Origin of the sequence: Enterobacter sp. CCUG 70166, assembly GCF_020224095.1 — a bacterium.
GTDB lineage: Bacteria > Pseudomonadota > Gammaproteobacteria > Enterobacterales > Enterobacteriaceae > Enterobacter > Enterobacter intestinihominis.
Genome location: NZ_NRIQ01000011.1, coordinates 198,025 through 211,955 on the forward strand (window position 1 = coordinate 198,025; position 13,931 = coordinate 211,955).

General features: G+C 56.5%; 13 protein-coding genes. 6 read left to right on the plus strand and 7 right to left on the minus strand.

Annotated elements, in window-relative coordinates:
- Window positions 1–7 precede the first annotated feature (7 nt).
- Genes CKK19_RS05980 through dsbG form a run of 3 tightly spaced genes read left to right on the plus strand, consistent with a single transcriptional unit; the run spans window position 8 to window position 1,802 of the window.
- Window positions 8–421, plus strand: coding sequence for a hypothetical protein (locus CKK19_RS05980; protein WP_032624227.1), 414 nt, complete (start codon window positions 8–10; stop codon window positions 419–421).
- 5 nt (window positions 422–426) lie between these two features.
- Window positions 427–984, plus strand: a complete 558-nt coding sequence (locus CKK19_RS05985; RefSeq protein WP_022648170.1) for an RNA polymerase sigma factor — start codon at window positions 427–429, stop codon at window positions 982–984.
- Window positions 985–1,025: 41 nt separating this feature from the next.
- Window positions 1,026–1,802: a thiol:disulfide interchange protein DsbG gene (dsbG, locus tag CKK19_RS05990; protein WP_022648169.1), complete on the plus strand. Its 777-nt coding sequence runs from the start codon at window positions 1,026–1,028 to the stop codon at window positions 1,800–1,802.
- Between the two features lie 38 nt (window positions 1,803–1,840).
- Here the strand turns inward: dsbG and CKK19_RS05995 are convergent, their stop codons facing one another.
- The 3 genes from CKK19_RS05995 to CKK19_RS06005 all read right to left on the minus strand — a co-directional run bounded on the left by CKK19_RS05995 (window position 1,841) and on the right by CKK19_RS06005 (window position 5,036).
- Window positions 1,841–3,130 carry a glycoside hydrolase family 10 protein gene (locus tag CKK19_RS05995; protein WP_022648168.1) on the minus strand — a complete coding sequence of 430 codons (1,290 nt, stop codon included), beginning with the start codon at window positions 3,128–3,130 and terminating at the stop codon, window positions 1,841–1,843.
- A gap of 7 nt (window positions 3,131–3,137) precedes the next feature.
- Window positions 3,138–3,425: a VF530 family DNA-binding protein gene (locus CKK19_RS06000; RefSeq protein ID WP_023300148.1), complete on the minus strand. Its 288-nt coding sequence runs from the start codon at window positions 3,423–3,425 to the stop codon at window positions 3,138–3,140.
- A 129-nt stretch (window positions 3,426–3,554) separates the two neighbouring features.
- Window positions 3,555–5,036 (minus strand): UbiD family decarboxylase, encoded by a 1,482-nt coding sequence (locus CKK19_RS06005; protein ID WP_063853486.1) that lies wholly within the window; start codon window positions 5,034–5,036, stop codon window positions 3,555–3,557.
- A gap of 111 nt (window positions 5,037–5,147) precedes the next feature.
- Here CKK19_RS06005 and CKK19_RS06010 point away from each other — a divergent pair, with 111 nt between their 5' ends.
- Window positions 5,148–6,032 carry a LysR substrate-binding domain-containing protein gene (locus CKK19_RS06010; protein WP_063853487.1) on the plus strand — a complete coding sequence of 295 codons (885 nt, stop codon included), beginning with the start codon at window positions 5,148–5,150 and terminating at the stop codon, window positions 6,030–6,032.
- Here CKK19_RS06010 and CKK19_RS06015 read toward each other — a convergent pair.
- The 4 genes from CKK19_RS06015 to CKK19_RS06030 form a co-directional block, all read right to left on the minus strand.
- Window positions 6,023–6,931 (minus strand): LysR family transcriptional regulator, encoded by a 909-nt coding sequence (locus CKK19_RS06015; RefSeq protein ID WP_045622684.1) that lies wholly within the window; start codon window positions 6,929–6,931, stop codon window positions 6,023–6,025. The two genes, CKK19_RS06010 and CKK19_RS06015, sit on opposite strands and share 10 nt — an antisense overlap.
- Before the next feature lies 1 nt (window position 6,932).
- Window positions 6,933–7,910 (minus strand): MBL fold metallo-hydrolase, encoded by a 978-nt coding sequence (locus CKK19_RS06020; RefSeq protein ID WP_063841992.1) that lies wholly within the window; start codon window positions 7,908–7,910, stop codon window positions 6,933–6,935.
- A 107-nt stretch (window positions 7,911–8,017) separates the two neighbouring features.
- Window positions 8,018–8,902, minus strand: a complete 885-nt coding sequence (locus tag CKK19_RS06025; protein ID WP_022648162.1) for an SDR family oxidoreductase — start codon at window positions 8,900–8,902, stop codon at window positions 8,018–8,020.
- Window positions 8,903–9,013: 111 nt separating this feature from the next.
- Complete coding sequence (locus CKK19_RS06030; RefSeq protein WP_022648161.1) at window positions 9,014–9,541, minus strand: GNAT family N-acetyltransferase; 528 nt, start codon at window positions 9,539–9,541, stop codon at window positions 9,014–9,016.
- A 130-nt stretch (window positions 9,542–9,671) separates the two neighbouring features.
- Between CKK19_RS06030 and treZ the strand changes: the two genes are divergently transcribed.
- Both treZ and treY read left to right on the plus strand, forming a co-directional pair.
- Entirely contained in the window at window positions 9,672–11,459 is a 1,788-nt protein-coding gene (treZ, locus tag CKK19_RS06035; protein ID WP_063853488.1) for a malto-oligosyltrehalose trehalohydrolase, read from the plus strand.
- A complete protein-coding gene (treY, locus tag CKK19_RS06040) occupies window positions 11,456–13,924 on the plus strand; it encodes a malto-oligosyltrehalose synthase (RefSeq protein WP_063853489.1) in 2,469 nt (822 codons plus the stop codon). The genes treZ and treY overlap by 4 nt, the downstream gene beginning before the upstream one ends.
- Window positions 13,925–13,931: the final 7 nt, after the last annotated feature.

Consider the following 13,931-nt stretch of genomic DNA (forward strand, 5'->3'; position numbering starts at 1 on the left):
GGTACGCATGAGAAATTTTGATATGCACGGAAAAGGTCACGGACGTGGTTTGGGCCGCCATCGTATGTACAAGGGCATCGTGATAGGCGCAGTCCTGTTCGTGGTGCTTGGCCTGCTGGTCATGTCCCTCTGGAACGCGTTGCTCCCTGCCATCCTGGGGGTTAAAGCCATTGGCTTCTGGCAGGCGCTGGGGATACTGCTGCTGAGCCGCATTCTTTTCGGTGGGCTGGGTTTTCGTCCAGGCAGGTTCGGTGCACACCGTCGTATGCACGCACAATGGATGAATATGACCCCCGAACAACGGGAGGCCTTCATTCAGCAGCGTCGGGCAGGATTTGGTCGTCACGGTCATTGCCGGTGGCACGATGGCCGGGATGAGAAGCGAGATGATAACGCTGCGAAAGCGCCGGAAGCCGAGTGAGCGATATGAAAGCCGGTGAGGCGGGGGAATCATTACTGATCTCGGCACTCAATGCCTGCCGCGCACGGCTAAAAGCCTTCATTCGCGGACGGACTGCGGTTCGTGATGATGTCGATGATATTCTTCAGGAAGTGACCTGGCAGTTGATGAAAGTGGAACAACCGGTCGAGAACGTAGCCGCCTGGCTGTTTCGCGCCGCGCGAAATGAGATGATCGACCGGGCGCGAAAAAAGCATGAGGTTTCACTGCCGGGGTACCTGACGGCAGATGACGAGGACTTTCCGGAGCAGGAGATTGCAGAAACGTTATTCGGCGTACCGCAAACGCCGGAGGAGGAGTATCTCAACATGCTGCTGTGGGAAGAGTTGGGGCAAGCCCTGTCGGAACTGCCGCCACCACAGCGCGAGGTGTTTGAAAAAACGGAATTTGAGGGATACACCATGAAGGCGCTGGCGGAGGAAACGGGCGACAGCGTGCAGGCGTTATTATCCCGCAAACACAAAGCCGTGCGATTTTTGCGTAGTCGCCTCAAGGATATTTATGAAGCGTTGACAGGGCAATAAAGTTCGACCACTCTGAAAAACAATATCTTAGAGGGGTCGTTATGCTTCAACTGTTAGCAAAGAAAAAGATGCTGTTACTCTCTGCTCTGCTGTTTTCAGGGCTGGTCAGGGCAGAGGAGTCGCTTCCGGATGTGGTGAAGCACTTCAGTGAGCAGCAGGATATCAAAATCATTAAGAAAATTGATGCCCCCGGCGGCGCGCCAGCGTGGCTGGGGCAGTATCAGGACATGGGCGTGACGCTCTTTCTGACCCCTGACGGAAAGCACGTGGTGTCTGGCTATCTGTATGATGAGAAGGGAACCAACCTCAGCGAGGCCTTTTTCCAGAAAGAGATCTACGCCCCGATGGGCCGCGAGATGTGGAAAAAGCTCAATGCGGCGCATCCGCTGAAAGAGGGCGCGGAGAGCGCCCCGCGCAAAGTCTTTGTTTTTGCCGACCCGTTCTGCCCGTACTGCAAGCAGTTCTGGGCTGAAGCGCAGCCGTGGGTGAAGGCCGGCAAGGTCCAGCTCAACACGCTGCTGGTTGCGTTTCTTAACCCGAACAGCGGGCGTAACGCCTCCGCGATCCTGAATGCCAAAGATCCGGTGTCGGCCTGGAAAGAGTACGAGCTGTCCGGCGGGAAAAAGCTGCCTAAACCTGAAGGGGCGGCTTCACGGGAAACCGTTGAGATCCTGCAAAATCACCAGACGCTTATGGACAGTCTCGGCGCAAATGCCACACCGGCTATTTATTACCTGAATGAGCAAAACGAACTGCAGCAGGTCGTGGGCATGCCAGACGCAAAACAGCTTGAGGCGATGTTCGGGCCGAAGCCGTAAAAAAAAGGCAGAAACAGGACGTTTCTGCCTTTTGTCAGTCAACTACCCCAGCGCCCCCGGAGGTAATTTACGGCTTCCTGCGTCTGCGGCTGGTTAAGATAGTCTTCACGGAACAGGATGGTGCCTTTTACGTCTGGCAGTGAATCGTTGAGGTCGAGCTGTTTTTTCAGCTCCGGTACGCCGCCGTTCACCGTCCAGTCCGGTTCGTTTCTGGAAGGTGCGCCCACTTTGTAGAACGCGATCCCGATATACAGGCGGGTATGGGTCGGTTTCACCACGTCAGCCCACCATTTTGTCAGCACATCGTATCGTGCCGCGTCGCGGGCGAAGGGCCAGTAGATCTGCGGCGCAATGTAATCCAGTAAACCCTGCTGTACCCACTTACGCGTGTCAGCGTAGGATTCATCGTAGGCTGCGGCACCGCGCGTGTCCGATCCTGCCGGGTCGAAGGAGCGGTTGCGCCATACACCCGCCGGGCTGACGCCAAATTCAACCTCAGGCTTTGCCTGCTTGATCGCCCTTGATACCTGCACAATCAGCTGCTGCGTATTGTGCCGACGCCAGTCAGCTTTCGACGCAAATCCCTCGCCGTAGCGCCTGAAGGTCCAGGCATCGTTCAGGGTTGAGCCCGGCGTCTCGGTGTAAAAATAGTCATCGAACTGAACGCCGTCGACAGGGTAGCGATTCACCACTTCCATCACCACCTGGGTTATCCAGTCCCGCACCTCGGGAATGCCCGGGTCGAGAACAAAACGATCCCCCGAGGTGCGGATCCACTCTGGATGCTGGACGTAGACGCTGGAGGGATGAAGCGACGAGGTACGGTTAAGCGCCGCGATGGTCGACGGCTTCGTGTTGGTGGAGACGCGGTAAGGGTTGAACCAGGCGTGAACCTTCATCCCGCGCTTGTGCGCTTCATCCAGCATAAACTGGAGCGGATCGTAACCGGGGTCTTCCCCGATAGTCCCGGTCAGGGTATCTGACCACGGCAGTATTTCAGAGGCCCACAGCGCCGTACTGTCCGGTTTTACCTGAAAGAAGACGGTGTTGATCCCAAGCTTTTTCAGCTTATCGAGCTTGTCCGTCAGCGCCTTCTGTTGCTGGGCGATACGCTGGTCCGCGCTGCGGCCATTCACTGATGACACGGGGGGCCAGTCAAGACGGGAGACGGTCGCCAGCCAGATCCCGCGCATGGGTTCGTTAGTCTGCTGTACAGGTTTCGCCTGCGGCAGCGGGGTAACGAGTGATTTGGGTGGTTTGGAAGTGCAACTTACCAGTAAAAGCGCGCAGCCAAGCAGCGCGCCAGTCCGTTTTACGTGTCGCATCATTTGCGTGTTAGCTCCTGGGTGTCCGGCCATCCGTCCAGGGATTAAACGCCGGTTCGTCCTGTTCCTCGTTACCGTCATCGTGAAGGGAGTCGAGGTAGAGGGCTTCAACTTCCGCCCGCGCCCATGGGGTCCGGCGCAGGAACTTCAGACTCGATTTAACACTCGGGTCCTTGCGAAAACAGTTGATTTTGATTCGGTTGCCCAGTTCATTCCAGCCATATCGCGCAACCAGCGCGTTAACCTGCATTTCAAGCGTTACGCCATGCAAAGGATCGTTGGAAATATGTGCTGTCATAGGCGTCCGGTAGTCTCATTTTTTATGGGGATGTGATAAACGCTCAAAGGTTACAAGAAAGCAGGGGACGCGGCAATTTCAGCGTGAGGTTCTTCACCCGTAAAGGGTGAAGAGGATTTCCGGTTAATACTATTTTTTAAACAGTTCAGGTGCCCACGGCGTCGGGTCTACCTCCATAAAGGGTGCACGCTCAAAGCGGGACTTCAGCGCCCAGGGCACCGTACAGTCGAAAATCGTTTTGCAGGTGATCCCGTTGCCACGAATTGAGGGACTGTAGTCCGGCGCCTGAGACGGATCGAGCTGGTGACCGCGGATCCCCGGCAGATGGGTGATACTGACATCGCCCTGCATACGGGTCGTCATCGCCCACAAAATGTCGTCGCTGTCGAAAATATCCACGTCTTCGTCGACGAGAATAATGTTCTTAAGCTCGGAATAGGTGGCTAACGCGATGAGGGCCGCCTGACCCTGACGTCCTTCGTCAGAAGGCTGGCGTTTTTTCACCTGCAATACCCCAAGGAATTTGCCCCCGCCAGCGGTATGCGCATAGACGTTTTGCAGGAAACCGGGGATGGCTTCTTCCACCGCATTCCGGATGCTGGCCTCCGTTGGCAAACCGGCCAGCGTGGTGTGCTCTTCGCCCGGTCCTACCAGGGTTTGCAGGATCGCCTGATGACGCATCGTGACGGCCTTCACTTTGATTACCGGTAAGGAGGGGTTAGCCTCCCCGCAGTAGCCGGGAAATTCCGGCATCGCGTGCCCGGTGTGGGTATGCTGATCTTCTTCTACGCGCACGCCCGGCAGCAGTTCGCCTTCGATGATTATTTCCGCACGCGCAATCGCTTTTTCCTGTACGGCCACACCCTGCACCAGCTCGACGGGGGCCTGACGTAACGCGCCGGCGACACCCAGCTCGTTGTAGCCGAAGGGCGTGGTAGGGGCTTCGAAACAGGCGCCAATATAGATAGCGGGATAGAGACCCATATTGATCGTGACCGGCAAGGGTTTGCCCGCCTCTTCGGCTTTCTTACGGAACACTTCAATATGGCGGCCCGCGGCAAGGAACATGGAGAGCTCATCGCGCTCCTGAACGCAAAGACGGTGAATAGTGACATCGGTCAGCGAGGCGTCTTCCGGATCGCTTGCCAGCACCAGCCCCAGACAGAAGAACGGACCGGCATCTATCGGCGTGTTGGTCGGTGCCGGAAGCAATTTACGCAGATCGAAGTCCGGATCGTCGGCATAAAACACCTGCTCCTGACACGGCGCCTGGGCCGCCGGGACCACAACGGGAGCAATCGGGTTTTTCACCGCCTGGCCGACATGTTTTGCCAGTTCAGAGGGCTCGCAGCCCAACAGGAGCGCCGCCCGCTCGCGGCTGGCGTGCATACCGACCAGAATACGGGAGTCGGGATACCCCTTAATAGCGTTAAACATCATGGCCGGGCCGATGCGCGTCGGACGTTTTACCGTGCCGCCAGCACCAATATGCCGGTACACTCCCGCCAGCTCCGCGTCAGGATCGACCGGATGGTTGGTTTCAAGGTATTGACCTTCATGGCGTTTGAGCAGTTCGATAGCACTTCTGAGATCGTTGATGTGGTTTTCCATATTTTCCCCCTCGGATGATTGCATCCATTCTTAACCGGACGAAGAAGGCTATCAATTGCATCATTCATGCTATTTTAATATGAATTTTATTATCAATAATGAAGGCACAGTATGCAGTTTCAACTGATGCGCAATTTTATCGTGGTGGCGGAAGAGCTTCACATGCATCGTGCGGCGGAGCGCCTTAACATGGCGCAACCGGCACTAAGCCAGCAAATCAAAACGCTTGAAGATCGTCTGGGGGTAGTGCTCTTTAGCCGGGCGAATCGTCGCCTGACGCTGACGCCAGCCGGTGAGGCGTTTCTCAGTAAAGCCAGAGTGGCGATTTTTATGACCGATCAGGCGATTCTGGATGCCAGACAGACGGCCAGAGGGGAACAGGGTGTGCTGAATCTCGGATGCGTTTCAAGTGCGATATTCGACAGTAAGCTGCCCGACGCGCTGCGGCTTTTACATGAGAAATGGCCAGCCATCAGCCTTTCCATGATGACGGGAAACGTGCAAACCCTTTATACCGGCGTGCAAAGCAACCAGCTGGATGTGGCCATTATTCGTGCCCCGTTACCGCTGCTGCCTGACGATCTTCAAAGTCGTCCTTTCACAACGGAAAAAGCCGTGCTGGCCTTACCTCGTCAACACAGTCTGGCGGGCTCCGCCGCGCTGACGCTTGCGTCGGTGAAAGAGGAGAAGTGGATCGCCCTGCGCGACCCGGAGGGGATGGGGCTGGAGCAATATTTCTTTGATGCCTGCCACAGCGCGGGCGTACAGCCTGACGTTGTGCAAAATGCCACCGATGTCCCCACGGTGATAAGCCTCGTCTCGGCAGGGTTTGGCATCGCCATGCTGCCAGCTTCAGCGAAGGCGATATGCGTACAAAACGTCGTCTTTGTGGATATTCTTGACCGACTCCGGGAGAGCGAGCTGACGCTGGTTTGCCACCGGATTATTCGCTCTGAGGTGCTGAAAAAATTGATGAGTATCCTCGATCATACCTGACGTCCGGCGGCCTGAAGAAGCTGTTCACGTAGCCAGCGATTAGCCGGATCCTGACTGTTTTTCGGGTGCCAGTACATACCGATGACGATCGGCGGGAGATCCAGCGGCGGCGGAAAAATATCAAGCGTTTGCGTAAAGCGTAGCAACATGCGTCTGGGTAGGGTGCAGAGCAAATCGGTACCGGCAACAATCGCAGGCGCCATCGCATAGCTTTGCGTCGACATCACCACGTTACGCTGGTGGCCAAGCCCCGCCAGATGCTGATCGACAAAGCCCGCGAACGGATCGCCCTCGGATGAAACCACCAGGTGTGAAAGACTACAATAGCTTTCCAGATCCACCGGCCCCGTACCGCGCGGATGGCCTTTCCGCTGGGCTGTGGCATATTCATCGTCAAACAGTTTGCGTCTGACCCATGCATCGTGCGCCCCCGCGTTAACGCCGATATAAATATCCACATCGCCATTTTCCATCTGCGCTGACAGCAGCTGGGTTTCCGGGAGCGCAAAACGCAGGCGGATACCTGGTGCCGCACTGCTAATCTGATTCTGCAACTCAGCCCCCAGCATTAGCGCCGGGTTTTCGTGCAGGGCAATAACAAAGGTGCGGTTGCTGTTCTGCGCGTTGAATGTGGTGGGTTCAAGCATCGCCGCTATGCCCTGCAAAACCGTCGCGACCTGCGGCCTTAACGCTTCGGCGCGCGGCGTCGGTAACACCCCACGTCCGTGTGGGGAAGGGACAAACAGCGGCTCACCAAACAACACGCGCAGGCGTGCCAGGCGGGCAGACATTGCTGGCTGGCTGATGCCCAGCCGCGCGGCCGCATGGGTGATATTCTGGTCCCTGAGTAACGCATCCAGCGTCAGGATCAGGTCCATATCCATATCGGAGGGGGACATCTTATTTTGCGTCACGGTTGGTATAGGTCACCGGGACCCACGCGTAGCCTTCCCGCTCACCTTTCGTCACATAGCCGATCCCGGGGAAAGGCAGATGTGGCGCCGCAATCAGATCTTTGTTTTTCACAAACTCAGCGAAAGCTGCGTTGCGCACCCGGGCGGCGCCGTCCTGATCCTCATCGTAAGCAATCGTCACGTTGGGCTGCGGGAACTGAACTGCGGCGACGTGGATGATGTCGCCGACAAAGGTAATTTTTTCACCTTTGCTCTCCAGCGTGTAAAACGCGGAACCTGGGGTGTGGCCCGGGTGAACCGTACCGCTGATGCCCGGCAGAAGCTGTTCGGTGCCTGAGAAAGTCTTCACTTTTCCGGCATCCAGATAAGGCTTTAATGTCTTGTGCGCGACATCGAAGTAGTTCTGGTCATAGCCAGACTTTTTCTGGTTCTTGTCGTTAAAGAAGAAATCGATATCCGGTTTGCCGACATAGACCTGCGCGCGGGTAAACACGCGCTGACCGTCTTTGACCAGGCCACCAGCGTGATCTGAGTGCGCATGGGTGATTAGAATATCGGTAATATCTTCGGGTTTGATGCCCTGGGTCGCCAGGCTTTCAATCAGCCGCCCGCCTTTGCCGGGGCCAAAGAGCTGACCGGAACCGGTATCCACCAGGATTTTGTGACCGGGCAAGGCGATATAAAACGCGTTAATCGATGCTTCCACCGGATTGGCCTGGAAGTTTTTGGCCAGTAACGCATCGGTATTTTCCGCCGTCGTCCGGCGCAGTAAGGCGTGAAGATCCTGCGGCACGCTGCCGTCCGTAAAGGCGGTGATAATCGTGTCGCCAACCTGAACGCTGTAGCCGCCAGCCTGCTGTTTCACCACATGCTGCGGAACGCTGGCCACCGCGTGGATCGCTGGAAAGAATAAAACTGAACCGGTCAACAGGGTTGATATCGCAAGTTTTTTCACAGTAAACATGATGGGCTCCTTAATAGTAAGTTCATCATAGTTCAACTGCGATTTTTGAGAACAGCAGGGGAGTGAATGTGACCTATCCATGAAATGGATAGGTCTGAGAGGATGCTTTACAGCACGCCGGTACCGCCGTCAGAGCACCACACTTGCCCGGAAGCGTATGAGCAGGAATCGGAGGCAAACAGCACATACAGCGGTGCGATTTCAACCGGCTGACCCGGTCGGCCCAGGGGCGTATCTTCCCCGAATTTCTGAACTTTAGACTGAGGCTGACCGCCGCTGGACTGAAGGGGGGTCCAGTACGGACCTGGCGCAACGGCATTCACCCGAATGCCACGCGGTCCCAGCTGCTGGGCCAGAGATTTGGTAAAGGCCACGTTACAGGCTTTGGTCTGCGCATAGTCCACCAGGATCGCGCTCGGTTTAAACGCCTGAACGGAAGTGGTGTTGATGATCACGGCGCCTTCCTGCAAATGGCGCAGCGCAGCTTTGGTGATCCAGAAGGGGGCATAGACGTTGGTCTTAAACGTCGCGTCAAAATCTGCCGTGGTGAGATCGTCGATAGATTCACAGTACTGCTGGCGTCCGGCGTTATTCACCAGAATATCCAGGCCGCCCAGTTCGGCAACGGCTTTTTCCACCAGCGTGTCGCAGAAGGACTCCACGCGAATGTCGCCGGGAATGGCGACCGCTTTACGGCCTTCGGCCTGAATCAGCGCAATGACCGATGCCGCATCGGACTCCTCTTCCGGCAGATAGCCAATAGCGACATCTGCACCTTCACGGGCATAGGCGATGGCTACCGCGCGACCAATGCCGGAATCACCGCCGGTAATCAGCGCTTTTTTTCCTGCCAGTTTTCCTGACCCGATATAACTTGTTTCACCATGATCCGGTATTGGCTTCATTTCCGATGCCAGCCCGGGAGCCCTTTGCGGTTGTTCTGCAAACGGTGGACGAGGGTAATGCAGCGTGTGATTATTTCCTGTAGACATACCGGCCTCCTTAATAGTGAATTCCAAGATTAGTCGTTAATTAAACGTAAGCGGGCAAAATTGACAAATTCAGACAAATCTATATTCCAGTGGCGGATATAAAATATTTTCTCAAGCCAGCATGTAATACCAGAAAAGGGCGACCTCATCTTTTTCCGGCAGGGCGTTGTAAAGGTAACGATCGTAACCGCCCAGAATAAACCCATAGTGACGATAGAAAAGGCAGGCAGAAACATTAACGTTCTGCGTCTCCAGCCGTAAGCCGGGCGCATTGAGGCTTCGCGCCCAGACGTGGGTGGCGGACATCAGCTTGTGCGCCGCGCCCGTTCGGCGTTTTGAACGCTCCACGGCAATGTAATCCACCGAAATAAATTTATTCCAGTTGCAGGACGCGGTAATAAAACCGGCGATTTCACCGTCATCCGTTTCGGCGATAAGAAATATTGAATCGGGATTAACGCAATGATTTTCCAGCGTCTGGAGATCCAGTTCATAGGTTTTATGATAAGGATCGGTTAGCGCCTCGATATGCAAATCACCATTGAGAAAAGGCTCTCTGGCAATCTCATCGACCGTAAAAGAAAAATCACAACATTCAAGACGGGCGAGGTCGGTGCTTAATCCTTTTCGAATATGCATAGTATTCCTTAAGTGGAGTTATAAATAGATAATAGACGAAGCGGCATACCCTGCTGGCATAACACTCTGTTCATCCTGGTCTAAGCTTGTATTTCGTTCCGCGTAAAATGTGGTCATTCGAGGACAATGAATGGAATTCAGAACATGTCGCAGGCACTGGGGTGCTGAGTTTATTTCCGATGACGTTGTACGTTTTCGCGTCTGGGCAGAAGGGCAGAAAGATCTCACGTTGCGTTTAACCGACACCGACATTCCGATGGCGGCGGTGGGCGACGGCTGGTTTCAGGTTGACGTGCCCGGCGTCAGACACGGTACGCCGTATCAGTTTGTTTTACAGGATGGAATGGCGGTGCCGGATCCGGCCTCCCGCGCGCAACAGGCTGACGTCAACGGCCCGTCGGTGGTAATCGACCCGCGTCACAACCTGCCCGCACAGCGGGAATGGCAAGGGCGGCCATGGGAAGAGACGGTGATCTACGAGATGCATATCGGCACCTTCACCGGGGAAGGAACCTTCAGGGCGGCCATCGATAAATTGCCTTATCTGGCCGAACTGGGTATTACGCAACTGGAAGTGATGCCCGTGTCCCAGTTCGGGGGCGCGCGCGGATGGGGGTATGATGGCGTACTGCTGTATGCCCCGCACTCAGCTTATGGCACACCGGATGATTTTCATGCCTTCATCGATGCCGCCCACGCGCTCGGGCTTTCCGTGGTGCTGGATATTGTACTCAATCACTTTGGCCCGGAAGGGAACTACCTGCCGTTGCTCTCGCCGGCGTTTTTCCATCAGGATCGTATGACCCCGTGGGGCAACGGTATTGCCTATGAGGTTGAAGCCGTCCGGCAATACATCGCTGAGGCGCCGTTAATCTGGCTCTCGGAGTATCATCTTGACGGTCTGCGCTTCGACGCCATCGACCAGATCCATGACAACGCTGAGACCCATATTCTTCCCGAGATAGCGCAACGGATCCGCGACGCCTTTCCGGATCGGCATATCCATCTGACCACCGAAGACAGTCGCAACGTGATTTTCCTGCATCCGCGCGATGAGCATGGTCAGACGCTGCTTTTCACCGCCGAATGGAATGATGATTTTCACAACGCCGCGCATGTCTTCGCGACCGGGGAATCACACGCCTATTATCAGGATTTTGCCTTTGAGCCGGAGAAAAAGCTGGCGCGGGCGCTGGCAGAGGGCTTTGTCTACCAGGGGGAAATCTCGCTTCAGACCGGGAAATCGCGCGGGGTAGAGTGTCGCGAGCAACCACCGCAGTTTTTTGTCGATTTTATTCAGAATCACGACCAGGTCGGCAACCGTGCCCAGGGGGAGAGGCTTATCTCTCTGGCTGGGGCGGAGAAAACGCGCGTGCTGTTCGCGGCGCTGCTCCTGTCGCCACATATCCCGCTGCTGTTTATGGGTGAGGAGTATGGCGAAACGCATCCGTTCCTCTTTTTCACCGACTTCCACGGCGACCTGGCGAAAGCCGTGCGGGAGGGTCGCGCGAAAGAGTTTACCGGCCATGCCGGGCACGATGAAACCGTACCGGATCCCAATGACGTAAATACCTTTATGCGGTCGAAGCTTGACTGGAACAAGGCAGACACAGAGGAAGGCAGGGCGTGGCTGCACGTTACGCGCGAACTGATTGCGCTGCGTCAACGCTTTATCGTCCCGTTACTGAAACAGCGAGGCGCCGTGGAGGGTAACGTCCTGCAAACGGCGCTCGGCATGGTTGCCGTGAGCTGGCGTTTTCCGTCCGGTACGCTGTCGCTGGCGCTGAATATCGGCAAAAAGCCCCTCGCCTTAGCGGACCTGCCCGGAAAAACGATCTTTAGCTGGCCGGAGGCAGTCGAAAACCTGCCGCCGAACAGCATTGTTGTTCGCTTTGCTGATGGAGAAGCAGCGCTATGATCCCTTCCTCTACTTACCGAATTCAGTTTCGCAACGGCATGACCTTCGATCGCGTGGTGGACCTGATTCCGTATATGAAAGACCTCGGAATTAGCCATCTTTACGCGTCGCCTGTTTTCACCGCAACCACGGATTCCACCCACGGCTATGACGTGACCGACCCCAACGAAATCGACCCGGCGATTGGCGGGCGGGAAGGGTTTGACCGCATGGCGGCAGCGCTGAAACAGGCGGGGATGGGGCTGATTCTGGATATCGTTCCTAACCATATGTCGACCTCGCTGGAAAACCGCTGGTGGCGCGATGTTATCGAGCACGGTCGGCAGAGCCGCTATGCGGCGTATTTTGATATCGACTGGTCCCGACCGCTGACGTTGCCGTTTCTTGGCGACACCTTTGAAGCCGAGCTGGAGCGGGGGGCTATCACCCTAAAACGTGACAGTGTCACCGACAGCGCGGCGTTGGTTTACTATGATACCGCCTATCCGCTTAATCCCGGCACGTATGCCGAAGGCAAGAGCATCGCTGAGATCCACGAGACGCAAAGCTGGCGGCTGATGTCCTGGCGGGAAGCGCCGAAACAGCTTTCATGGCGGCGCTTTTTTGAAATCACCGGGCTGGTCGGCGTGCGGGTAGAGGATGAGGCGGTATTCGCAGACACGCACCGCCTGATCCTTGAGCTTGTCCACGCCGGGGTTGTCGACGGCCTGCGCATTGACCATGTGGACGGGCTTGCCGATCCGCTGGGCTATTTGCAGCGACTGCGTGCGGCGACCGGACCGGATTGCTACATCACGGTAGAGAAGATCCTCGCCAAAGGGGAACAGCTTCCTCCGGAGTGGCCCATCTCAGGTACTACGGGCTATGAGTTTATCGCCTCCCTGGCGGAAGTGCTGGTGGATGATACCAACCTCTCGCGGCTGGAGACGCTCTACGACGAGACACTGGGTACGACCGTTGACAGGCAGGCGGAACTTCGCAACGCCAAAGGCCTGATGACCGATCGTAATTTTGAAGGTGAATTTACCACGCTGCTCAAAATAGCCAGCGAGCTGGCCGGGCATAACGGTGCCGAAGTGGAGCATGAGGATATCCGCCATGCCCTGCGCGAGCTGCTTATCGCGTTTCCGGTGTATCGCACCTACGGCACCGCTGAGGGGCTGACGTCACCGGATGTGGCGCTGCTCAGCCGCGTGGTCGCCAGCGTCAACACCTCTGAACCCGCTCTGAGCCTTATCGTGCGTATTCTTACCGGCGATCTGCCGGCGCATGACCACGCGCTGGCCTCGCTTTTCCGCACCCGTTTTCAGCAGCTGACCGGGCCGCTGATGGCGAAATCGGTAGAGGATACGCTGTTCTTCCGCCATAACCTTGAGCTGGCCCTGAACGAAGTCGGCGCCGACCCGACGCCGCGCGCGTTTTCACTTTCCCGTTTTCATCAGGAGATGCGTATTCGACTTGCCCGCCAGCCCGATGCGCTGCTGGGAACTTCCACCCACGACACCAAACGCGGCGAGGATGCACGAGCTCGTCTGTATACGCTGACGGAAGCGCCAGATCTGTGGGGAGAAAATCTGGCGCGCTGGCGGCAGATGAACCAGACGCAGGTCCGATTCCTCAACGATGGCACCGCGCCGAACGCCGCCGACACCTGGATGATCTTCCAGGCGCTGGCGGGCGTCTGGCCAGCAACCCTGTCGCCTGAGGATCGTGATGGCCTTAAGTCACTGGAAGAGCGTTTCCTCGGCTTTATCGAGAAAGCCCTGCGCGAGGCCAAGCTGCGTACCGACTGGATCGACAGCAACGAAGGTTACGAGAGCGTGGTCCTGGACTACGTGCGCCATCTGCTTTCCCCGGATAACACCCTGTTCCTGCGTGATTTCAGTGCCGCACTCCAGCCGTTTATTTGGGCTGGGTTAATGAACAGCCTGAGCCAGACGGTGATCAAACTGACTGCGCCTGGCGTACCGGACATCTACCAGGGCAGCGAGGGGCTTAACTTCAGCCTCGTCGACCCGGATAACCGCCGCGAACCGGATTTCGCCGCACTGGCGGAAAACCTCAGCGTAGCGGATGGCACCGTTTTTAACGATGCGCAACGCTGGCGAGACGGCAGCGTGAAGCAGTACGTCACCGCCACGCTGTTACGGCTTCGGCCACATTACCCCGCGCTTTTCCGCTACGGCGACTGGCTGCCGCTGAAGGTAACCGGCGAGCGGGAGGAGAATCTGATCGTTTATGCCCGCATCAAAGATGACGAGGCGCTGATCGTCGCCGTGCCGCGCCTGGTGTTTGACGTCACCGATAATGCGATGCTGTGGGCCAATACTACCGTGGCCATACCCCAGACGCTGGCCGGGAAGCACTACCGGGATCTGTTTACCGGTGAGCGTCGCCTTCTGCCAGAGACGCTGGATTTAACGTCTGAAAAGGGATGTTTGTTGGTTCTGCTTACCTGCGAATAATCGAGGA

What these genes read in the sequence shown, in the direction of transcription:
- dsbG (WP_022648169.1), top strand. Translation starts at nt 1,026, where the DNA reads ATGCTTCAACTGTTAGCAAAGAAAAAGATGCTGTTACTCTCTGCTCTG.
- CKK19_RS06025 (WP_022648162.1), bottom strand. Translation starts at nt 8,902, where the DNA reads ATGTCTACAGGAAATAATCACACGCTGCATTACCCTCGTCCACCGTTT.
- treY (WP_063853489.1), top strand. Translation starts at nt 11,456, where the DNA reads ATGATCCCTTCCTCTACTTACCGAATTCAGTTTCGCAACGGCATGACC.
- treZ (WP_063853488.1), top strand. Translation starts at nt 9,672, where the DNA reads ATGGAATTCAGAACATGTCGCAGGCACTGGGGTGCTGAGTTTATTTCC.
- CKK19_RS06015 (WP_045622684.1), bottom strand. Translation starts at nt 6,931, where the DNA reads ATGTCCCCCTCCGATATGGATATGGACCTGATCCTGACGCTGGATGCG.
- CKK19_RS05995 (WP_022648168.1), bottom strand. Translation starts at nt 3,130, where the DNA reads ATGATGCGACACGTAAAACGGACTGGCGCGCTGCTTGGCTGCGCGCTT.
- CKK19_RS06030 (WP_022648161.1), bottom strand. Translation starts at nt 9,541, where the DNA reads ATGCATATTCGAAAAGGATTAAGCACCGACCTCGCCCGTCTTGAATGT.
- CKK19_RS06005 (WP_063853486.1), bottom strand. Translation starts at nt 5,036, where the DNA reads ATGGAAAACCACATCAACGATCTCAGAAGTGCTATCGAACTGCTCAAA.
- CKK19_RS06000 (WP_023300148.1), bottom strand. Translation starts at nt 3,425, where the DNA reads ATGACAGCACATATTTCCAACGATCCTTTGCATGGCGTAACGCTTGAA.
- CKK19_RS06010 (WP_063853487.1), top strand. Translation starts at nt 5,148, where the DNA reads ATGCAGTTTCAACTGATGCGCAATTTTATCGTGGTGGCGGAAGAGCTT.
- CKK19_RS05980 (WP_032624227.1), top strand. Translation starts at nt 8, where the DNA reads ATGAGAAATTTTGATATGCACGGAAAAGGTCACGGACGTGGTTTGGGC.
- CKK19_RS05985 (WP_022648170.1), top strand. Translation starts at nt 427, where the DNA reads ATGAAAGCCGGTGAGGCGGGGGAATCATTACTGATCTCGGCACTCAAT.
- CKK19_RS06020 (WP_063841992.1), bottom strand. Translation starts at nt 7,910, where the DNA reads ATGTTTACTGTGAAAAAACTTGCGATATCAACCCTGTTGACCGGTTCA.